A 21,364-nucleotide genomic window follows, 5' to 3' on the forward strand; every position below is an offset into this window, starting at 1 on the left:
CGGTGGGCGGCGGGGTCAGGGCCGGGCGGCGCGGGCCGCGCGGTCGGACAGGCGGACCATGCGGGCGCGAGCGGACTCCAGGGGGCGCGGATCGTCGGCTGCGGGGCCGGGCTCGGCGCTGAGGTCCGTCCACAGGTCGATCAGGTCGCGCCCCAGCCGCAGGCCCTCCTCGGGGTCGCGCACCGCGCGCCAGGCCGTCGCCGCGCTCTGCACGTTGCCGTAGGCGGCCTCCCCATCCCGTGCGCTGCGGCGCAGCCGGGCCAGGTCCAGGGACAGCCGGAAGGCGCGGACCGGGTCGCCCGCCAGGTAGGCGATGTAGGCGGACAGTTCCCGCAGGTGCAGCACCTCGGCGTGGTGGGTGCCGAGCACGGCGGTGGCCTCGGCGAGCGTACGGTCGACCAGTTCCGCCGCCGCGTCGATACGGCCCGCCCGTACGGCCTCGTTGATGCGGGTCATCGGCTCGGTGAGCAGCTCGGCCCCCTCGGCGGTCTCGGTCAGGGGCCCGTCTCCGAGCACCTCCTCGGCGACGGCGTCGAACCCGCGGGCCGGAGTGGGGGCGACAGCCTCCCGCGACACGGCGAGGACGGCCTCCGGCGGTATGGCGGCGACGGACCTCGCCGGTACGGCGGTGGCGGCATCCGTACGGACGGCGGTGGCGGTGGCTGCCTCCGTACGCACGGCGGCGGCCCGCGGTACGGCGGCGGCCCGCGGCACGGCGGCGGCGGTCCTCGTCGGTGTGCCCGCGCCCGGTTGCGGAGGCGCCGGCACCCGGACCGGCTCCCCCGTCGTCCGGCTGGAGCCGTCCGTCGCGACCTCCAGGGGGACCACCCAGCCCGTGCGGTCGTCGCGGACCGTGGCGCGTATGGGGGCGCCGACGCTGATGGCCAGGCGCTGGAGGTGGTTCAGGACGGCCTGCTGGATCTCCTCGCCCGGTGCCGCGACGACCGGGGCCCCGTCCACCGCCGCGTCCCCCGTGCCGAACACCTGGACGGACGCCGCCGCCGGATGCGCCACGGGCTGAAGCGCCCGCTTCTTCTCGAAGCTGACTCGAGCCATCGGTTGCCCCTCACTCCCCAGGCGCCGCGATCCGGTCGTACGCGTCCCGCCACCCAGTCTGTCGGGTAGGCCGGGTTCCCGCGTCACCGCGACGTCACAGCCTCGCACCAGCCACACTCTGGTCAAATTTACATGCACGTGCATAAGATGCACGTGCCTTGATTCGCGGTACGACCTCACCCACCTGGGGGACCCATGACCCGCCGCTTCCTCTTCGTCCTGGGCAGCGCCCGCGCCGGGGGCAACACCGAGATGCTGGCCCGCGCGGCAGCCGAGCAGCTGCCCGAGGACGTCGAGCAGCGCTGGATCCGGCTCGCCGACCACCCCCTGCCCGACTTCGTGGACCTGCGGCACGACAGCGACCACGTCCGGCCGTCGCCGGACACCCCCGCCGGCCTGCTGCTGGACGCCACGCTCGCGGCGACCGACATCGTGATCGCCTCACCGCTGTACTGGTACTCGGTGTCCAGCCTCACCAAGCGCTACCTCGACTACTGGTCGGCCTGGCTGCGCACCCCCGGCGTCGACTTCAGGGGCACGATGGCCGGCCGTACGCTCTGGGGCGTCGCCGCCCTCGCGGCCGACGAGCCGTCGGTCGCCGCCCCCTACGCCGGCACGCTCACCCACTCGGCCGCCTACCTGAGGATGCGTTTCGGCGGGGTCCTGCTCGGCAACGGCAGCGCGCCCGGTGACGTACGCGGGGACACGGACGCGCTCGCGCGCGCGAAGACGTTCTTCGCGCAGGACGCTCCGCTCGCGCGCTTCCCGCACGAGACGGCCGGCGTCCGAGCCGCGTGGCCCGAGGTCACGCGCTGATGTCCCTCGTCGTGAACCGCGCCCAGGCCGCCGAGCCGAACACGGCCGCGTACAACGCCTGCAGGCCGAGGTCGCGCGTCAGGCCGTCCCAGTAGACGGGGTCGCGCATCAGGTCGGCGAAGGACAGCCAGTAGTGCGGGAACAGATACGGCTGGAGCGCGTGCAGCTGGGGTATCTGGTCGACGATCTGGACGGTGATGAGCAGGCCGACCGTGGTCGCCATGGCCGCGATGCCGCTCTGGGTGAGCGTCGACACGAACAGGCCGACGGCCGCCACCCCGACCAGCGAGGCCGCCACGACCAGGGCGATGAGCAGGGCCCGGCCGAGCCCCTCGGCGAGGCTGATCCGGGTGCCGGAGATCGTGGTCAGGTCGCCCAGCGGGAAGAGCAGCGCCCCGACGGCCAGCGCGGAGACCGCGACGACCAGGGTGGCGAGCAGGCAGAAAACCAGCACCGTCGCGTACTTGGTGAGCAGCAGCCTGGTGCGGCCGGCCGGAGCGACCAGCAGATAGCGCAGGGTGCCGCCGCCCGCCTCCCCCGCGATCGCGTCGCCCGCGACGACGGCGACGGCCATCGGCAGGAAGAACGGCAGGGTGGCGGCCAGCGCGGTGAAGACCAGGAACAGTCCGTTGTTGGTGACCTGCGTGAGGAACGCCGGGCCCGCGCCGTTGCCGCCCGCCCGGGCGCCGTCGCGCGTCTCGATCCGCACCGCGATCCCGATCAGTACCGGCACCGCCGCCAGCACCCCGAGCAGGGCGAGCGTGCGCCAGCGGCGGACGGTGGTGACCAGCTCGCTGCGCAGCAGTCCGAACGTCCACAGCGGGTTCGGCCGGCGCACGGCGTCCGTTCGGGGCGGGTCAGCGCGCGACATCGAAGCCCTCCCCCGTCAGCGCGACGAACGCGTCCTCCAGCGAGGCCCGTTCGACGGTGAGACCCCGGACGCGGACGCCCGCGGTGACGAGGGCGGCGGTCACCTCGGCGAGGTCCCGGGCGGGGGGTTCGCCGGTGACCCGGTCGCCGTCGGCGGTCACGTCCCCGACGCCCTGCTCCTTGAGCACCCGGGCCGCCTCGGCCGCGTCCGGGGTGCTCACCACCAGCCGGCCGCGCGCTCCGGCCGCCAGGTCGGCCACCGGCCCCTGGGTGACGAGCCGGCCCCGCGTCATGACCGCCGCGTGCGTGCACACCTGCTCGATCTCGTCGAGGAGATGGGAGGAGAGGAAGACGGTCGTGCCGTCGGCGGCCAGCTCCCGGATCAGGCTGCGGATCTCCCGCATGCCCTGCGGGTCGAGGCCGTTGGTGGGCTCGTCCAGGACCAGCAGCCTGCGGGGCCGGAGCAGCGCGGCAGCCAGCCCGAGGCGCTGTTTCATGCCCAGCGAGTACGCCTTCGCCTTCTTCCCGGCGGCGGCCGTGAGACCGACCCGGTCCAGTGCGGCCGCGACGCGGGCGCGCCGGGTGCGCGGGTCGGCGGCCGGGTCGGCGGCGTCGTAGCGCAGCAGGTTGTCCCGGCCGGAGAGGAAGCCGTACAGGGCGGGGCCCTCGATGAGCGCGCCGACCTGCGGAAGGACCGTGCGGGCGGCCCGGGGCATGGGCCGGTCCAGGACCCGGACCGTGCCCGCGGTCGGTTCGATCAGGCCCATGAGCATGCGGATGGTGGTGGTCTTGCCGGAGCCGTTGGGGCCGAGGAAGCCGAAGACGCTGCCCGCCGGGACGGTCAGGTCGAGACCGTCGACGGCGAGCTGTCCGCCGCGGTAGCGCTTGGTGAGCCCGCGCGTGGCGATGACGCTCGCCCGCGCCACCGCCGGCCCGGGATCCGGCGTGTGCCCCGGGCCGGGTCTCGCGGCGGACGGTTCGTCCATCGGCTCCCCTCCCCCTCGCTTCGTCGTGCCCGGACGGGCTACTTCGCCGCGTCGGCCGCCTTCACCAGGGCGTCCTTGGTGACCGCGCCGGCGTAGACCTTGCCGTCGTCGGTGATCAGGGCGTTGACCAGACGGGTGGAGAAGACCGTGCCCTTGCCGAAGGCGCCGGAGACCGGCTCGCCGAGCGAGCCGAGGAAGCCGCCGAGGTCACCGCCCTCGGCGCCGGTGGGCAGGCCGCCCTTGGCGCCGGTGTCGAAGGCGGCGACGGACGTCCAGCCCTTGCCGAGGACCGTGGCCCCGCCCAGTCCCTTGGCGAACTCCCCGCCGTCCCGCGGGGCGTGCCCCCGCGCCGGGGACCCGTCCCTGAACTTCCCGCCGTTCCCCGGGGCGTGCTCCCGTCCCGGGGACCCGTCCTTCTCCTCGGTGACCTTCGCGCCCTTGGGCGGGGTGAAGTCGAAGGTGGAGGCGGCCGGTTCGGCGAAGGAGACCCGGGTGAAGCCGGCGTCGACGACGGCGGCACCGCCGCCGCTCGGGGTCAGCGTGAACTTCAGCGGCAGGCCCGTCCGCGCGTCCACGGCGATGCTGATCGCGCCGACGGTGGTACCGGACTGCCTGGGCTTGATCAGCAGCTTGTAGGCGTCGCGCCCGGCGACCTGGGCGGTGCCGTCGACGGTGACGGACGTGGTGTCGTCGACCGATTTCAGGGCCTTGTCGGCGAAGTCCTTCGGCATCGCCGGCGGTTCGGCCCCGTGGCCCCCAGAGCCGGCCGCGGTGGAGTGGTGGACCTCGTTGCTCTTGCTGTCGTAGCCCCAGACGTCCTTGCCGTCGTGGATCAGGCTGTACTCGGCGCCGCTCTCCAGCAGCGACAGCTTCTGCCGGTCGGGGCCGTCGGCTGCGACGCGCAGGGTGTGCGTGCCGGAGACCAGCTCGGTGAGCCTGGTCCGCGGGTCGGCGGAGGAGCCGTCGCCGGAGCCCTTGTCCGCCCCGGAGAGCAGGCTGTTCTCCAGGCCGCCGAGTTCGGGCAGCCCGAGGTCGGTGCTGATCTTCACGGTGCCGGACAGCTGCTGCACGTCCGACCTGGCGATCTTCTCGACGAGCTGTTGTGCGCTGATCTTCGGCAGGTCGGGGTCACCGGAGTCGGCGAGCGCCGGGACGAGGCCGATCGTGACCGCGGCCACCCCCACCACCGCGACCGGGACGGCGTACCGGGCGGCCTTGCGCCGGCCGGAACGCGGGTCCTCGTCGCGCGCGGCGTCCACTGCGTCGTCGGATGCGTACGGTGCCATGTGTGCCTTACCTCCGTCGTCGGCGGCGGCTGTCCTCGCGCTGGTCCACCTGAGCCGCCATTCTCACCCGAATCGGTGAGGAGTGGTGTTTTCCGTAGTGACCATCTGACCAAATCGGCCGCACGGAAGCGTCAGCCCTCGGGGCCAACTCCGTGTACGCCTGCGGTATGACATACGAAGGCGGCATCTCCCCCGACCCGTAGGGGTCGTACGGAAGACGCCGCCCGAAGGGGTGCCGGGCCGGTTCAGCCGGCGCGGTGCACCACCGCGTCGCACAGCTCCAGCAGCGCCGCCTTGGCGTCGCACTCGCGCAGCGGCGCCAGCGCGGCCCGCGCCTCCTCCGCGTACCGCACGGTGTCCCGGCGGGCCTGTTCCAGCGCGGGATGCGCGCGCAGCGCGGTCAGCGCCTCGGCGTGCCGGGCGTCGTCGCTGAGGTCGGAGTCCAGCAGCTCGCACAGCGCGAGGTCCTCGGACCGGCCCAGCCGGGCGGCCCGCTCGCGCAGCCGGAGCACGGGGAGGGTGGGGATGCCCTCGCGCAGGTCGGTGCCCGGGGTCTTGCCGGACTCGTGGGAGTCGGAGGCGATGTCCAGGACGTCGTCGGCGAGCTGGAAGGCGACGCCCAGCCGTTCGCCGTACTGGGTGAGCACGTCGACGACCCTCTCGTCGGCGCCGGACATCATCGCGCCGAACCGGCACGACACCGCCACCAGGGAGCCCGTCTTGCCGCCGAGCACGTCCAGGTAGTGCTCGACCGGGTCGCGGCCGTCCGAGGGGCCCGCGGTCTCCAGAATCTGGCCGGTTACCAGTCGTTCGAACGCCAGGGCCTGCACCCGGACCGCCTCGGGCCCGAGGTCGGCGAGGATCTGGGAGGCGCGGGCGAAGAGGAAGTCGCCGGTGAGGACCGCGACGGAGTTGCCCCAGCGCGTGTTGGCGCTGGCCACGCCGCGCCGCACGGCCGCCTCGTCCATCACGTCGTCGTGGTACAGCGTGGCCAGATGGGTCAGCTCCACGACCACGGCGGAGGGTACGACACCCGGCGCGTAGGGGTCGCCGAACTGTGCCGCGAGCATCACGAGCAGCGGCCTGAACCGCTTCCCACCGGCCCGTACGAGGTGCTGCGCGGCCTCCGTGATGAACGGGACCTCGCTCTTGGTGGCCTCGAGCAAGCCTTCCTCGACAGCCGTCAATCCGGCCTGGACATCGGCTTCCAGAGCCTGGTCCCGCACGCTCAGCCCAAACGGCCCGACGACGGTCACGAGGGGTCTCCTGTCTGCTGCTGTCTGCTGGCGATCACACGGTTTGTCGATAGGTCGCTGCCCTCACTCAACTCAGCGTATCCGGTCCTCTTTCGATCACCGATAGCGCCCACCGGTCCAGCCTGGGCGGTATCAGATCAGAGCGGGCAGGAGTGTGATCGGGTGGTAAGAAGGGACATTTATCGACTTAACGGTAATTTGCCTACGGTGTCGTAATGTCTCCACTTCTTCCGCCCGCCCCCTTTCGGCCAACCGCCCGCACCCGCGGCAATGACGTGCGCCCGATCCCGGTTCCCCCGCCACCGGACTTCAGGACCGGAACGCCCCGATTCCCTTCTTGTCCGTTTTGGAGCGATTTGCTATTTCGTGAATTGGGTCACGCGCCGGTCCGGCCGATCCGCACGCCCACACCCTCCCGAGCCCCTGCGCCATAGGCGAGTTGAGGGTTGGCAGCCGCAAAGGATCAAGTGCCCCATACAGCGTCGATCAAGGTCAAATAGTGCGTTGTGTGATTCCGGCACTTGTTCCCGACATGTGCTCTCGCATACGTTCCCGGCCGTCGGGCGGACGCCTAATCCTGCCGCCGCCCACATCACCCATCCACGAACTCATTCGTACGGCAGGAGCGGGGGACCCAGGTAAGCCGCCGTTCCGGCACGGCACACGCCGCGCCGGAACGGCTAGGGGTGAAGCCGTGCCTTCTCCAGGGCGCGGCCGGGCGCCTCCCCGCCCGAACCCGACAGCTCACCTCGCAGGCGTCGGAGAGGAACACCCATGTCTGCCGCCGTTCAGTACCGCCGCCACCGCAACAGCCGCCTCGTCCGCGCCCTCGCCGCCGCGGGCACCGGCGCCGCCCTCCTCGCACTGCCGCTCGTCGGCGCCACCAGCGCCGCCGCGGCCACCACCACCGCCGTGACGGCCGCCGGCACCCCCGCCGGCTACCCGAACACCCTCGACGGCTGGATCCGCGAGTCGCTCGCGATCATGGCTCAGAAGGGCATCCCGGGCACCTACAACGGCATCTACCGCAACATCATCCGCGAGTCGTCGGGCAACCCGGCCGCCATCAACCTGTGGGACTCCAACGCGGCCGCGGGCATCCCGTCCAAGGGCCTGCTCCAGGTCATCGACCCCACCTTCAAGGCCTACCACGTGGCCGGAACGTCGTTCGACATCTACGACCCGGTCGCGAACATCACCGCCGCCTGCAACTACGCGGCCGCGCGGTACGGCTCGATCGACAACGTGTTCGGCGCGTACTGACCGGCACCGGCGGCGGGCGCTGCTGACATCCCGGTCAGTCGGCCGGGAACAGTCTCTCGAGGACGACGGCGATGCCGTCGTCCTCGTTGGACGAGGTGACCTCGTCCGCGACCGCCCTGAGCTCGGCGTGGGCGTTGGCCATCGCGACGCCGTGGCCGGCCCACTCGAACATCGGGATGTCGTTGGGCATGTCACCGAAGGCGAGGGCCCGTCCGGCCCCGATCCCCAGCCGCTCGGCGGCCAGCGCCAGCCCCGTCGCCTTGGTCACCCCGCTCGGCTGGAGCTCCACGGTCCCCGGCCCCGACATCGTGACCGTCGCCAGCGAGCCCACCACCGCACGCGCCACGGCCGCCAGGTCGTCGTCGGACAGGGCGGCATGACGCAGCAGCACCTTGCTGATGGGCGCGCGCCACAGGTCGTCCCGCCGGCGGACCCGCAGCGCGGGCAGCGTCGGATGGGGCATCCGGTAGCCGGGCTCGATGAGCGTGAGGCCGTCCACGCCGTCCTGGTCGACCGCCGCGAAGACCTGCCCCACCTCCGCCTCGATCTTGCCGAGCGCGGTCTCCGCCAGCTCCCGGTCCAGCCGGACCGACCACAGCAGGCGGCCGGTCCCGGCGTCGTAGAGCTGCGCGCCCTGCCCGCACACCGCGAGCCCCGTGCAGCCGAGGTGCGCAAGGAGCGGCCGTACCCGCGGGGCGGGACGGCCCGTCACCACCAGGTGACGGGCACCGGCCCGCGCCACCCGCGCGAGCGCGGCGAGCGACCGGTCGGAGACGGTGTCGTCGCCGCGCAGCAGCGTCCCGTCCAGGTCGGTGGCGATCAGGGCGTACGCGGGGGTGGGTGCCATGATCAGAGAATACGGACACCGCACCCCGCCGACTCACCTGTCCCTACTGGCACTTACGTGCTGACCGGCCCCAACCGGCCGGTTCCGGCTGGTCCCTGCGGGCCCCTGGACGGTGGGCCCCGGCGGCTTCGGCACCGGCTGCCCGGACGGAGGCGGAACGGGTGACGGGCCCGGACGCAACGCCTCACCCGTGGGCCGCCGCCAGGTGCCTCGCCAGACGCGGGGAGGCGAACTCCGTACCGCAGACGAAGCGCATCACCGGCCCGTACGAGGACGCCGCCGGCAGGCCGGTGAAGTACAGACCCGGTACGGAGGAGACGTAACCGGGGCCGAGTCGGGGCGTGCCGCGGCTCACCGCCAGCCGGGTGCGCAGTCCGTGGCCGAGGAAGTCCATCGCCGCGAGATCGACGCGGTAGCCGGTGGCGGCGATGACGTGGTCGGCGGTGAGCCGCTCGGTCCGCCCGGCGTGGGTGCGGACGGTGAGCACGGGGCTGCCGTCCGGGGCCTCGGCGCCCACCACCCGCTCGACGTCCCGCACCCGCACACCGCTCTCGAAACGTTCGCGCAGCCACCAGGCGCCGAGCGGGCCGAGGACCCGGCGGACCAGGTAGTGGCGGGCGGCCTCGGGCAGGAAGCGGTACGGGTGCGGGTGGTGGCTGAGCGCCCACAGCGACCAGGCGCGGCCGAACGGGGAGCGCGGCCGGAACGCCGGCTGCTGCCAGGGCGGACTGCCGAAGGCGACCCGCCCGCGTCCGCGCGCGACCACGCGCACGCGCGCACCCGCTTCGGCCGCGAGCGTCGCCGTCTCCAGCGCGGACTGCCCGGCGCCGATGACGATCAGTTCCCGGCCGGCGAACCGGCCGAGGTCGTGGTGCTGGGAGCTGTGCGAGACGGGACCGGACGGGGACGGTCCGCCGGTCGCCGCTCCCGCCAGCTCCGGCGGCAGGTGGGCGAGCCCGGCCAGACCGGTGGCGACGACGACCGCGCGCGCGGTGAACACCTCCCCGGAGTCCAGCCCGAGGGTGAAACCGCCGCCCGGGTCCCGGTCGGCCGAGACGACACGCACCCGCTCCAGGCCGGGGACCAGCCTCTGCTGGAACCACTCGCCGTAGGCGGTGAACGTCTCCACCGGGATGATGTCCTCGTCGCTCACCAGGCGGCGGACGCCGGCCGCGTCGCAGTAGTCGGCGAGGGTGTGGCCGGGCTGGGGGCAGTCGAGGTTCGAGGCGGCGGGCGTCGACTTGAGGAGCATGCCCTCCGGCATGTGCTCACGCCAGCTGACCATGGGCTCGCCGAAGACGCGGACGGGGATGCCGCGTGCCCGCAGATGCGCGGCGGTGGACAGGCCGAACGGCCCCGCCCCGATGACTGCAACCGGTCGAATCACGAAGTCCCTCCCCAGGACGCGGTGCGCCACACCGTCGTGGCCTTGCCTACTTCGTGGCCGTACTTCCGCGGCGGTGGGTCCGCCACAGTTGACCAAGGTGCTTCGCGCCCGGGCGCACGAAGCGGGCGAGCATCGTGAGGAACGGCAGCGGGTCGTCACCCGCGAACCAGGCCAGCTCCGTCCCGCTCGCCCGCACCGGTGCGTGCGGTGTCGTGTAACCGCTGCGGTGGTAGGCGAGGAGGGCGGGGAGGTCGATGTTCTCCACGATGTAGCGGTGGCCGGAGCGCTGTTCCCCCTGCGGGACGGCGCGGCCGGTCAGGTGCAGGTGCAGCGCGCGCACGACGTCCACGCCCGACTCGTTCTCGAAGAGCCGGAACTGGGCGCCCACGCGCGGGTTGAAGTCGAGGAGCTTGTACCGTCCGTCGCGCCGGTCGAAGCGCAGGTCGAGGTCGATGACGCCGCTGAAGCCGATCTGCTTGACGAAACGCGCGGCGAGCCCGGCGAGTTCCGGGTTGTCGACGACGTACGCGTTCGCCGTCATGCCGGCGTGCGGCGGCCAGGAGCGCACCTTGACGCCGGTGAACAGGGCGAGCGGGCTGGAGTCCTGGTCGAAGCAGGCGTGCACGATCCAGTCCTCCGCGTCCTCGCGCGGCAGGTACTCCTGGAGGATGACGCCGGGCTCCCCGCCCCAGCCGCGGGCCAGGCTGAGCAGTCCCTCGCGCGTACCGATCCTCGTGGTGCCGTTCACCGCGGGCTGCCTGCGCCGCACGAACGCCTCACGGTTCTTGGCCACCACCGGGAAACGTGTGCGGTCCGCGAAGGCGACGACGTCCTGGTACGACCGTGGGAACGCGGCCGTGGGGCTCGCGACGCCGTGCTCCGCGCACAGTTCGTGCAGCCCCTGCTTGCTGGCCAGCCGGCGCGGCAGCACCGGGTCCACGCGCGGGAAGAGGAAGGAGCCGGCCAGGTGGTCCTGGTGCTCGGCGATCAGGACGGCGGCCTCCTCGTCCGTCGGGATCAGGACGGCCGGGCGGCCGATCCGGCGGCCGATCCGCAACAGGCCCTCCACCAGGTGGCCCGGGTCCTCCGCACCGGTCGTCGGCCACACGAACGCCTTCCTCAGGTACCGGGAGGAGGCCGCCGGCGTGTACGGGTCCTCGGTGATCGCGTACATGGGCACACCCAGGCGGCCCAGGCTGCGGATCACACCGACGCCGCCGTGGTGCAGCGGATAGTGGCCGAACTTGACGATCAGGCCCGGCACGTCGCGGTCGGCCGTCCACGGCGTGCCGGCGGCGTCTTCGGCCACGGGTCCCCCCACGTGTCCCCCTCGTCGGAACGGATCCGCCCCGTCCGCGTCCCGAAAGGACGCTAAGCCGGAACTACCGCCTCCGACAAGATTTATCCGGACATTGCGAACTCTTTAGACACTGAGCGGGCAACCTCCCAGGCGCCTTGGAAGGCACTGCCCAAGACACGTGGATCGGCCGTAACGTGTGGCGCGACCACATGGAACGCAGCGCCATGCATGGCCTGGATGAGAGCGAGGCAGCACCCCATGCCCCCCTTCGACGTCCCCGAGGGCGACCCCTTCGGCCCGCACAACCTTCCCTACGGCGTGTTCTCGCCCGCCGGCAGCACCGAGCGGACGATCGGAGTCCGGCTCGGGGACCACGTCCTCGACGTGGGCGGCGCCGCCGCGGTACTCGGCTCGCCCCACCGCTCGCTGCTCGACGGGCCCACCCTCAACCCGCTGCTGGCCGCCGGCCGGGACACCTGGTCGGACGTACGGCGCGACCTCGTCTCCTGGGTGACGGACCCCGCGCACCGCGCCACGGTCGAGCCGCTGTTCCGCCCCCTGTCCGAGGTGACCCTGCACCTGCCCTTCGAGGTGGCGGACTACGTCGACTTCTACGCCTCGGAGCACCACGCCCGCAACGCCGGCCGGATCTTCCGCCCGGACGCCGCGGACTCCCTCATGCCCAACTGGAAGCACCTCCCGGTCGGTTACCACGGGCGCGCCGGCACGGTGGTGGTCTCGGGCACGGACGTCGTGCGGCCGTCCGGACAGCGCAAGGGCCCGGGCGACCCGGCGCCCGTCTTCGGCCCGTCGGTACGGCTGGACATCGAGGCCGAGGTCGGCTTCGTCGTGGGCGCTCCCTCGCAGCCGGGCCGTCCGGTCGGGCTCGGTGACTTCCGGGAGCATGTCTTCGGGCTGTGCCTGCTGAACGACTGGTCCGCGCGGGACATCCAGGCCTGGGAGTACGTCCCCCTCGGCCCCTTCCTCGCCAAGTCCTTCGCCACCTCGGTGTCGGCGTGGATCACCCCGCTGGAAGCACTGGAGCACGCGCGCGTGGCACCCCCGGAGCGCACGCACCCCCTGCTGCCCTACCTGGACGACACGGCGCCCGGCGTGGATCCCGGCGGTTACGACCTGCGCATCTCCGTCGCGATCAACGACCACGTGGTCTCGGAGCCGCCGTTCTCCACCATGTACTGGACCGCCGCCCAGCAGCTCGCCCACATGACGGTCAACGGCGCCCCGCTGCGCACCGGCGACCTGTACGGCTCCGGCACGGTGAGCGGGCCGGCCGAGCACCAGCGCGGCTCACTGCTGGAGCTGACCTGGAACGGCCGTGACCCCCTCGAACTGCCGGACGGCAAGCGGACGTTCCTGGAGGACGGCGACGTGGTGACGTTCACGGCATGGGCTCCCGGCGCGGACGGACGCCGGGTGGGACTGGGCGAGGTCACCGGACGGGTCGTGACGGCGTGACACCCGGGTCAGCGGCCCCGGGCGGCTGACCCCGTACACCGGCCCCACCGCGCTGTGCCGACGCTCGGCCTCCTCGCCGTCCTCCCGGCCCGGGCGCCCGGCCGTCGCGCGGCCTTGCCGGCCGTCGTCGCGGCCTTCGGCCGACCGGGCCCGCATCGCTGCCGGGCGCCGCCTCCACGGCGTCCGGCACGGCGCGGGCTCGCGCGCGTGACACCGCGGAAGCCGCCCACGCGCGCGGGCGCGGTCCGGCCGGATCGGCGCCGACACCTGACTCCGAGCGCCCGTCTTCGTCATACTGGCAGGGACATGCACCCCACGCGGCGCGCAGCCGCCCGCCGCGTGCCCGGCACCACCGACACCCGCACGCCTCTCCGACCGAGAACCGGAGCCCCGGCATGACCGTCTGCCTGCTCCTGCTGAGCGTCGTCGCCCTGACGGCCGCCGTGCCGGCACCGCGCGCGCTGACCCGCGCCGCCTGGCCCGAGCGGGACCCCGTGGTCGCGTTGTGGGTGTGGCAGTGCCTGGTCGCCACCGTCCTGCTGTGCTGCCTGACCGCGCTGGTCCTCGGCACGGCGGCCGTCTTCCACACCGTCCGCGACCGTGTGTTCGCACCCGCGCCGCCCGCCGTCACCGCCGCGTACGACCTGTCCGCCGCGCCGGCGTGGGCCGCCGCGCTCACCATGCTGCTGGCCTGCGGGGCCGCCTGGACGACGGCCATGCTGGGCCGGGAACTCGTCGAGGCCCGCCGCAGCCGCGGCCGGACCAGGGCGCAACTGCGGGAACGCGCCCCCGACCTGCCGGCCGGACTGCCGGCGGCGCGCGGGCCGATGCTGGTACTGGAGGACGAGTACCCGGACGCCTGGTGGCTGCCCGGACACCCGCCGCAGCTGGTCGTCACCACGGGGGCGCTGCACCGCCTCACCGACCACCAGCTGGACGCCGTCCTCACCCACGAACGCGGCCACGCCCGCGCCCACCACGACTGGCTGCTGCACCTGTCCGCCGCGCTGGCCACGGGCTTCCCGCGCGTGCCGCTCTTCGCCCACTTCTGCGACCAGACGCACCGCCTGGTCGAACTGGCCGCCGACGACACGGCGTCCCGGCGCTGCGGGCACCTCACCACGGCCCTGGCGCTGATCGAGCTGAACCAGCACCGGGGTGTCCTGTCCTGCGACTCCAGCCGCCGTCTGCTCGGCGAACGCGTGGACCGCCTGCTGGAGCCGCCACCACGGCTGCTGCGCCGGCACCGGGCCCTGACGTCGGCGGTGGCCGCGCTGGTGCCGCTGGTGCCGCTGCTGATCACTTTCGCGCCGGGTCTGACGGCACTGTCCTGACCGTCTGCCGGGTGGCGGAGCCTGCCCGGCGACCAGCGACAGCCGGCATCCGGCGCGGGTCCGCCGGGCTCGGGGCCCGTACCGGCTACATCCAGTCGTCGGGCTCCGGCTCGTCCCCCGGCTCGGGCCAGTCGTCGTCCGGGGACGGGGCGCCCCCCGCGGTGGCGGCGGCCGGGGCGGTGGCGCCCGGGGCCGACCCGTTCAGAGAGGCCAGGACCTCCAGTACGCCTTCCCCGTACGTCACCAGCTTCTTCTCGCCGACGCCGTTCACCGTGCCCAGTTCACGCACCGAAGCCGGCCGCTGGGTGACGATCTCCCGCAGGGTGGCGTCGTGGAAGATGACGTACGCCGGGACGCCCTGTTCCCGGGCCTGTTCGGCCCGCCAGGCCCGCAGGGCCTCGAAGGCGGGGAGCAGTTCCCCGGGCAGCTCGGCCGCGGCGGCTCTGGCCCTGCGGTCGCCACCGGAGGCGCTGCCCGACCGCGACCGGGCGACGGCCGGCTTCTTCGGCTCCTTGCGCAGCGGCACCTCGCGCTCCCGCCGCAGCACCGAACCGCTCGCCTCGGTGAGCGTCAGGGTGCCGTACTCCCCCTCGACCGCGAGCAGGCCCTGGGCGAGCAACTGGCGGACCACGCCCCGCCATTCGCCCTCGGTGAGGTCCTGGCCGATGCCGAAGACGGACAGCTGGTCGTGATCGAACTGGATCACCTTGGCGGTGCGCTTGCCGAGCAGGATGTCGATGATCTGGACCGCGCCGAACTTCTGTCCGCGCTCCCGCTGCAGCCGCACGACGGTGGACAGCACCTTCTGCGCGGCGACGGTGCCGTCCCAGGTCTCCGGCGGGGTCAGGCAGGTGTCGCAGTTGCCGCAGGCCACCGGCTCGGGGTCCTGGCCGAAGTAGGCGAGCAACTGGCTGCGGCGGCACTGGGCCGTCTCGCACAGGGCGAGCATGGCGTCGAGGTGGGCGGCGGCGCGGCGGCGGAACGCCTCGTCGCCCTCGCCGGACTGGATGAGCTTGCGCTGCTGTATGACGTCGTTGAGGCCGTACGCCATCCACGCCGTGGACGGCAGTCCGTCGCGGCCCGCGCGGCCGGTCTCCTGGTAGTAACCCTCGATGGACTTGGGCAGGTCCAGATGCGCGACGAAGCGGACGTCCGGCTTGTCGATGCCCATGCCGAAGGCGATGGTCGCCACCACCACCAGGCCGTCCTCGCGCAGGAACCGCGACTGGTGGTCGGCGCGGACCCGGGCGTCCAGGCCCGCGTGGTAGGGCACCGCCGCGATGCCGTTGGCGGTCAGGAACTCCGCCGTGCGCTCGACCGAGTTGCGCGAGAGGCAGTACACGATGCCGGCGTCGCCCGGGTGCTCCTCCCGGAGGAAGGTCAGCAGCTGTTTCCTGGGGTCGGCCTTGGGCACGATCCGGTACTGGATGTTGGGCCGGTCGAAGCTGGCGACGAAGTGGCGGGCCGCCGGCAGGTTCAGCCGCTCGGTGATCTCCTGGTGGGTGGCCCGGGTGGCCGTGGCGGTGAGGGCGATCCTCGGGACGTCCGGCCAGCGCTCGCCGAGCAGGGAGAGGGAGAGGTAGTCGGGGCGGAAGTCGTGGCCCCACTGGGCCACGCAGTGTGCCTCGTCGATGGCGAAGACGGAGATCTTGCCGCGGGAGAGCAGGTCCAGCGTGGCGTCCAGGCGCAGCCGCTCCGGCGCCAGGTACAGCAGGTCCAGCTCACCGGCGAGGAACTCGGCCTCGACCGTGCGCCGCTCGTCGAAGTCCTGGGTGGAGTTCATGAATCCGGCGCGGACACCGAGGGCGCGCAGGGCGTCCACCTGGTCCTGCATGAGGGCGATCAGCGGGGAGACCACCACGCCGGTGCCGGGCCGGACCAGGGCCGGGATCTGGTAGCACAGCGACTTGCCGCCGCCGGTCGGCATGAGGACGAGGGCGTCGCCGCCCGCGACCACGTGCTCGATGACGGCCTGCTGCTCGCCCCGGAAGGCGCCGTATCCGAAGACCCGGTGCAGCGTGGCCAGTGCCTCGCTGTCGGTGGCCAGCGCCTCGCTGTCGGCCGTGCCCGGCCCCTCGGTCACCTGTGGCATCTCACTGATCCCGCCCGTCGCGCGCATCGTCCTGGCCCCCGTCGGTCCCCCGTGTGTCGTCTCTCGACCGCTGCCTCAACCATAGGGGCCCGGACCGACAGCGCCGGAGTTATCCACAGCCTCGGCCCCGGAATGGTGATCCGCGGTGATCCGCACGTGCCGCTGCCCGGCGCCCTCGGAGCGAGGGTGCCGGGCAGCGGCGGGCACGGGCCGGGGATCAGCGGACGAAGACTCCGGCCTGGCCGGCCAGGTCCAGGAAGTACTGCGGAGCCACACCGAGGACCAGGGTCACCGCCACTCCCATGCCGATCGCGACCATGGTCAGCGGTGACGGCACGGCGACGGTGGGGCCGTCGGGCCGGGGCTCGCTGAAGAACATCAGGACGATCACCCGGATGTAGAAGAAGGCGGCGATCGCCGAGGAGATCACACCGACCACGACCAGCGGGGCCGCCCCGCCGTCCGCCGCCGCCTTGAACACGGCGAACTTCCCGGCGAAGCCCGAGGTCAGCGGGATGCCGGCGAAGGCCAGCAGGAACACCGCGAAGACGGCCGCCACCAGCGGTGAGCGGCGGCCCAGCCCCGCCCACTTGGACAGGTGGGTCGCCTCGCCGCCCGCGTCGCGGACGAGCGTGACCACGGCGAACGCGCCGATCGTCACGAAGGAGTAGCCGGCCAGGTAGAAGAGGACGGACGACACCCCCTCCTTCGACGTGGCGATGACGCCCGCGAGGATGAAGCCGGCGTGCGCGATGGACGAGTACGCCAGCAGCCGCTTGATGTCGGTCTGGGTGATGGCGACGATCGCACCGCCCAGCATGGTGATGACGGCCACGGCCCACATGACCGGCCGCCAGTCCCAGCGCAGCCCGGGCAGGACGACGTACAGCAGACGCAGGAGCGCGCCGAACGCGGCCACCTTCGTCGCCGCCGCCATGAAGCCGGTCACGGGGGTGGGCGCGCCCTGGTAGACGTCGGGCGTCCACATGTGGAACGGCACCGCGCCCACCTTGAACAGCAGTCCCATCACGATCATGGCGGAGCCGATCAGCAGCAGCGCGTCGTTGCCCATGGTGCCGGCGAGTGCCGGGTCCACGTCGGTGGCGGTGCCGTCGACGACCTGGGCGATGCGCGCGTACGACACCGAGCCGGCGTAGCCGTACAGCAGGGCGATGCCGAACAGGGTGAACGCGGAGGCGAACGCGCCCAGCAGGAAGTACTTGACCGCGGCCTCCTGTGACATCAGCCGCTTGCGGCGGGCCAGTGCGCACAGCAGGTACAGCGGCAGGGAGAGGACCTCCAGGGCCACGAAGAGGGTCAGCAGGTCGTTGGCCGACGGGAAGACCAGCATGCCGCCGACCGCGAAGAGGAGGAGCGGGAAGACCTCCGTGGTGGCGAACCCGGCCTTCACCGCTGCCTGCTCGTTGTCGCTGCCGGGTACGGCGGCGGCCTGCGCGGCGAAGGAGTCGACGCGGTTGCCGTGTGCGGCCGGGTCCAGGCGCCGCTCGGCGAAGGTGAACAGGCCGGCCAGGCCGGCCAGCAGGATCGTGCCCTGGAGGAAGAGGGCCGGGCCGTCGACCGCGATCGCGCCCATGGCCGCGATGTGCGCCTTCGTGGTGCCGTACCCGCCGGCCGCGAGCGCGACGACCGCGGCGAACGCGGCGCACAGGGCCGCGGCGGACAGGATCAGCTGTGCGTGGTAGCGGGACCTGCGCGGTACGAACGCCTCGACGAGCACCCCGGCCAGCGCCGCGCCGATGACGATCAGGGCCGGTGACAGCTGTCCGTATTCGATCTTCGGCGCGTCGATCTTCGCGATCGGGTCGACCGCGGTTGTCCACAGGCTGTGGACGGCTGCTGCGCTCACTTGGCCGCCTCCACCTCGGGCTTGGGGTCCTTCTTCTGGACGTCGGACATGGTCTGCTTGACCGCCGGATTGACTATGTCGGTGACGGGCTTCGGGTAGACGCCCAGCACGATCAGCAGCGCGATCAGCGGTGCGACGACCACCAGCTCGCGCACGCGGAGGTCGGGCATCGCCGCCACCGCGGGTTTCACCGGTCCCGTCATCGTCCGCTGGTACAGGACGAGGGTGTAGAGCGCGGCGAGGACGATGCCGAGGGTGGCGATCACGCCGATCACCGGGTAGCGGGTGAACGTGCCGACCAGGACCAGGAACTCACTGACGAACGGCGCGAGGCCGGGCAGCGAGAGGGTGGCGAGGCCGCCGATCAGGAAGGTGCCGGCGAGTACCGGGGCCACCTTCTGCACGCCTCCGTAGTCGGCGATGAGCCGCGAGCCGCGCCGGGAGATCAGGAATCCGGCGACCAGCATCAGCGCGGCCGTGGAGATGCCGTGGTTGACCATGTAGAGGGTGGCGCCCGACTGGCCCTGGCTGGTCATCGCGAAGATGCCCATGATGATGAAGCCGAAGTGCGAGATCGACGCGTAGGCCACCAGGCGTTTGATGTCCCGCTGGCCGACGGCGAGCAGCGCGCCGTAGAGGATGCTGACGAGCGCCAGGACGAGGATGACGGGCGTCGCCCACTTGCTGGCCTGCGGGAACAGCTGGAGGCAGAAGCGGAGCATCGCGAAGGTGCCCACCTTGTCGACGACCGCGGTGATGAGGACGGCGACCGGGGCGGTGGACTCCTGCATGGCGTTGGGCAGCCAGGTGTGCAGGGGCCACAGCGGCGCCTTGACCGCGAAGGCGAAGAAGAAGCCGAGGAAGAGCCAGCGCTCCGTGCTGGTCGCCATGTGCAGCGAGCCGCTCGCGCGGGCCTCGGCGATCTGCTGGAGGCTGAAGTTCCCGGCCACCACGTAGAGGCCGATCACCGCGGCCAGCATGATCAGGCCGCCGACCAGGTTGTAGAGCAGGAACTTCACCGCTGCGTACGACCGCTGCGTGGCCGCCGCCTCCTCGCCGTGCTCGTGGGCACGGTCCCCGAAACCGCCGATGAGGAAGTACATCGGGATGAGCATGGCTTCGAAGAAGATGTAGAAGAGGAAGACGTCGGTGGCCTCGAAGGAGATGACCACCATCGCCTCGACCGCCAGGATCAGCGCGAAGAAGCCCTGGGTGGGCCGCCAGCGGCGGTTGCCGGTCTCCAGCGGGTCCGCGTCGTGCCAGCCGGCCAGGATGATGAACGGCATCAGGACGGCGGTCAGCGCGAGCAGCGCGACCGCGATGCCGTCGACGCCCAGCTCGTACCTGACCCCGAAGTCGCTGATCCAGGCGTGGGACTCGGTGAGCTGGTAGCGGGCGCCGTCCGGGTCGAAGCGGACCAGGACGGTGACGGCCAGGACGAGCGTGGCGAGCGAGACGACCAGCGCCAGCCACTTGGCGGCGGTGCGCCGGGTGGCCGGTACGGCGGCCGTGGCGACGGCCCCGAGGGCCGGGAGCGCCGCCGTCGCTGTCAGCAGAGGAAAGGACATCGGTATCAGACCGCCCTCATCAGCAGGGTCGCGGCGACCAGGAGTGCCGCGCCGCCGAACATCGACACCGCGTAGGAGCGGGCGAAGCCGTTCTGGAGCCGGCGCAGCCGGCCGGACAGGCCGCCGAAGCCGGCCGCTGTGCCGTTGACGACGCCGTCGACCAGGGTGTGGTCGACGTAGACCAGGGAGCGCGTCAGGTGCTCGCCGCCGCGCACCAGGACGACGTGGTTGAAGTCGTCCTGGAGCAGGTCGCGGCGGGCCGCGCGGGTGAGCAGGGAGCCGCGCGGGGCGACGGCCGGGACGGGCCTGCGGCCGTACAGGGCCCAGGCGATGGCGACGCCGATGACCAGGCAGACCATGGTGGCCCCGGTGACCACGCCCGCGCTGACCGGCGAGTCGCCCTCCTGGTGGCCGGTGACCGGCTCAAGCCAGTGCAGGAAGCGGTCGCCGATGCTGAAGAAGCCACCGGCGAAGACCGAGCCGACGGCCAGCACGATCATCGGGATCGTCATGACCTTCGGGGACTCGTGCGGGTGCGGCTCCGCGTGCTCGCCGCGGTGCTCGGCGACGGGCTCGGCGCTCGGCGCCTCGGGGGAGCGAGTGGGTCGGTTCTTCCAGCGCTCCTCTCCGAAGAAGGTCATCAGCATCACGCGCGTCATGTAGAAGGCGGTGATGGCCGCGCCGAGCAGGGCCGTGCCGCCGAGGATCCAGCCTTCGGTGCCGCCCTTGGCGAAGGCCGCCTCGATGATCTTGTCCTTGGAGAAGAAGCCGGACAGGCCGGGGAAGCCGATGATGGCGAGGTAGCCGAGGCCGAAGGTGACGAAGGTGACCGGCATGTACCTGCGCAGGCCGCCGTACTTGCGCATGTCCACCTCGTCGTTCATGCCGTGCATGACCGAGCCGGCGCCCAGGAACAGGCCGGCCTTGAAGAAGCCGTGCGTCACCAGGTGCATGATCGCGAAGACGTAGCCGATGGGGCCGAGGCCGGCCGCGAGGACCATGTAGCCGATCTGCGACATGGTCGAGCCGGCCAGCGCCTTCTTGATGTCGTCCTTGGCGCAACCGACGATCGCACCGAACAGCAGCGTGACCGCGCCGACGACGGTGACGGCCAGCTGGGCGTCGGGGGCGGCGTCGAAGAGCGCCCCGGAGCGGACGATCAGGTAGACACCCGCGGTCACCATGGTCGCCGCGTGGATCAGGGCCGAGACCGGTGTCGGGCCCTCCATGGCGTCCCCGAGCCAGGACTGGAGCGGCACCTGGGCGGACTTGCCGCAGGCGGCGAGCAGCAGCATCAGCCCGATCGCGGTGAGCTTGCCCTCGGAGGCGTCACCGGTGTGGCTGAGGACCGGGCCGAAGGCGAAGCTGCCGAAGGTGGTGAACATCAGCATGATCGCGATCGACAGGCCCATGTCGCCGACGCGGTTGACCAGGAAGGCCTTCTTCGCGGCGGTGGCGGCGCTGGGCTTGTGCTGCCAGAAGCCGATCAGCAGGTACGAGGCGAGGCCGACGCCCTCCCAGCCGACGTAGAGCAGCAGGTAGTTGTCGGCGAGGACGAGCAGCAGCATCGCCGCGAGGAAGAGGTTCAGATAGCCGAAGAAGCGGCGGCGGCGCTCGTCGTGCTCCATGTACCCGACCGAGTACAGGTGGATCAGCGAGCCGACGCCCGTGATCAGCAGCACGAACGTCATCGACAGCTGGTCCAGGCGGAAGGTGACGTCCGCCTGGAAGCTGCCGACCGAGATCCACGTCCACAGGTGCTGGGTCAGCGTGCGGTGTTCGGCGCCCCTGCCGAGCAGGTCGGCGAAGAGGACGACGCCGAACACGAAGGAGGCGGTCGACAGCAGCGTGCCGATCCAGTGGCCGGCGCGGTCGAGGCGCCGGCCGCCGACCAGGAGGACGGCCGCTCCGAGCAGGGGCGCCGCGATGAGCAGCGCGATCAGGTTCTCCACGATTCTTC

General features: G+C 72.4%; 16 protein-coding genes and 1 riboswitch. Of the genes, 4 read left to right on the plus strand and 12 right to left on the minus strand.

The annotated features are described in order from the left end of the window. Nucleotides 1-15: 15 nt before the first annotated feature. Entirely contained in the window at nt 16-1,056 is a 1,041-nt protein-coding gene (locus ACF1BE_RS21305; protein ID WP_392200574.1) for a hypothetical protein, read from the minus strand. Nucleotides 1,057-1,251: 195 nt separating this feature from the next. Between ACF1BE_RS21305 and ACF1BE_RS21310 the strand changes: the two genes are divergently transcribed. Next, on the plus strand, nt 1,252-1,872 hold the full coding sequence (locus tag ACF1BE_RS21310; RefSeq protein ID WP_392200575.1) for a flavodoxin family protein: 621 nt from the start codon (nt 1,252-1,254) through the stop codon (nt 1,870-1,872). Here ACF1BE_RS21310 and ACF1BE_RS21315 read toward each other — a convergent pair. From ACF1BE_RS21315 to ACF1BE_RS21330, 4 genes are all read right to left on the minus strand, one after another. Then, nucleotides 1,862-2,743 (minus strand): ABC transporter permease, encoded by an 882-nt coding sequence (locus ACF1BE_RS21315; RefSeq protein ID WP_392200576.1) that lies wholly within the window; start codon nt 2,741-2,743, stop codon nt 1,862-1,864. The two genes, ACF1BE_RS21310 and ACF1BE_RS21315, sit on opposite strands and share 11 nt — an antisense overlap. Then, nucleotides 2,730-3,728 carry an ABC transporter ATP-binding protein gene (locus ACF1BE_RS21320; protein ID WP_392200577.1) on the minus strand — a complete coding sequence of 333 codons (999 nt, stop codon included), beginning with the start codon at nt 3,726-3,728 and terminating at the stop codon, nt 2,730-2,732. The genes ACF1BE_RS21315 and ACF1BE_RS21320 overlap by 14 nt, the downstream gene beginning before the upstream one ends. A 38-nt stretch (nt 3,729-3,766) precedes the next feature. Beyond that, nucleotides 3,767-5,014 (minus strand): outer membrane lipoprotein carrier protein LolA, encoded by a 1,248-nt coding sequence (locus ACF1BE_RS21325; RefSeq protein ID WP_392200578.1) that lies wholly within the window; start codon nt 5,012-5,014, stop codon nt 3,767-3,769. Between the two features lie 245 nt (nt 5,015-5,259). Then, the gene (locus ACF1BE_RS21330; protein ID WP_361991804.1) at nt 5,260-6,270 is read right to left on the minus strand and encodes a polyprenyl synthetase family protein; all 1,011 of its coding nucleotides are present in this window, start codon (nt 6,268-6,270) and stop codon (nt 5,260-5,262) included. Between the two features lie 590 nt (nt 6,271-6,860). Further along, nucleotides 6,861-7,041: riboswitch (cyclic di-AMP (ydaO/yuaA leader) on the plus strand. Between the two features lie 3 nt (nt 7,042-7,044). Between ACF1BE_RS21330 and ACF1BE_RS21335 the strand changes: the two genes are divergently transcribed. Continuing rightward, a complete protein-coding gene (locus ACF1BE_RS21335) occupies nt 7,045-7,533 on the plus strand; it encodes a transglycosylase SLT domain-containing protein (RefSeq protein WP_392200579.1) in 489 nt (162 codons plus the stop codon). 34 nt (nt 7,534-7,567) lie between these two features. Here ACF1BE_RS21335 and ACF1BE_RS21340 read toward each other — a convergent pair whose 3' ends face one another. From ACF1BE_RS21340 to ACF1BE_RS21350, 3 genes are all read right to left on the minus strand, one after another. Further along, nucleotides 7,568-8,380, minus strand: a complete 813-nt coding sequence (locus ACF1BE_RS21340; protein WP_392200580.1) for an HAD family hydrolase — start codon at nt 8,378-8,380, stop codon at nt 7,568-7,570. A gap of 184 nt (nt 8,381-8,564) precedes the next feature. Beyond that, nucleotides 8,565-9,767, minus strand: a complete 1,203-nt coding sequence (locus ACF1BE_RS21345; protein WP_392200581.1) for an FAD-dependent oxidoreductase — start codon at nt 9,765-9,767, stop codon at nt 8,565-8,567. A 46-nt stretch (nt 9,768-9,813) separates the two neighbouring features. Continuing rightward, nucleotides 9,814-11,076 (minus strand): ATP-grasp domain-containing protein, encoded by a 1,263-nt coding sequence (locus tag ACF1BE_RS21350; protein ID WP_392200582.1) that lies wholly within the window; start codon nt 11,074-11,076, stop codon nt 9,814-9,816. Between the two features lie 249 nt (nt 11,077-11,325). On the opposite strand from ACF1BE_RS21350, the gene fahA reads away from it, so the two are divergent. Both fahA and ACF1BE_RS21360 read left to right on the plus strand, forming a co-directional pair. After that, a complete protein-coding gene (gene fahA / locus ACF1BE_RS21355; protein WP_392200583.1) occupies nt 11,326-12,543 on the plus strand; it encodes a fumarylacetoacetase in 1,218 nt (405 codons plus the stop codon). Nucleotides 12,544-12,938: 395 nt separating this feature from the next. Beyond that, on the plus strand, nt 12,939-13,877 hold the full coding sequence (locus ACF1BE_RS21360) for a M56 family metallopeptidase (protein ID WP_392200584.1): 939 nt from the start codon (nt 12,939-12,941) through the stop codon (nt 13,875-13,877). An 85-nt stretch (nt 13,878-13,962) separates the two neighbouring features. Here ACF1BE_RS21360 and recQ read toward each other — a convergent pair whose 3' ends face one another. The 4 genes from recQ to nuoL all read right to left on the minus strand — a co-directional run bounded on the left by recQ (nt 13,963) and on the right by nuoL (nt 21,356). Then, entirely contained in the window at nt 13,963-15,996 is a 2,034-nt protein-coding gene (recQ, locus tag ACF1BE_RS21365; protein WP_392200585.1) for a DNA helicase RecQ, read from the minus strand. A 190-nt stretch (nt 15,997-16,186) separates the two neighbouring features. Continuing rightward, on the minus strand, nt 16,187-17,836 hold the full coding sequence (gene nuoN, locus ACF1BE_RS21370; protein WP_392200586.1) for an NADH-quinone oxidoreductase subunit NuoN: 1,650 nt from the start codon (nt 17,834-17,836) through the stop codon (nt 16,187-16,189). Continuing rightward, the gene (locus ACF1BE_RS21375; RefSeq protein WP_392200587.1) at nt 17,833-19,404 is read right to left on the minus strand and encodes an NADH-quinone oxidoreductase subunit M; all 1,572 of its coding nucleotides are present in this window, start codon (nt 19,402-19,404) and stop codon (nt 17,833-17,835) included. Before ACF1BE_RS21375 ends, nuoN begins: the two co-directional genes overlap by 4 nt. A 5-nt stretch (nt 19,405-19,409) precedes the next feature. Beyond that, a complete protein-coding gene (gene nuoL, locus ACF1BE_RS21380) occupies nt 19,410-21,356 on the minus strand; it encodes an NADH-quinone oxidoreductase subunit L (protein ID WP_392200588.1) in 1,947 nt (648 codons plus the stop codon). Nucleotides 21,357-21,364 lie beyond the last annotated feature (8 nt).

Source organism: Streptomyces sp. NPDC014991, from assembly GCF_043080665.1.
In the GTDB taxonomy this organism is placed as follows: domain Bacteria; phylum Actinomycetota; class Actinomycetes; order Streptomycetales; family Streptomycetaceae; genus Streptomyces.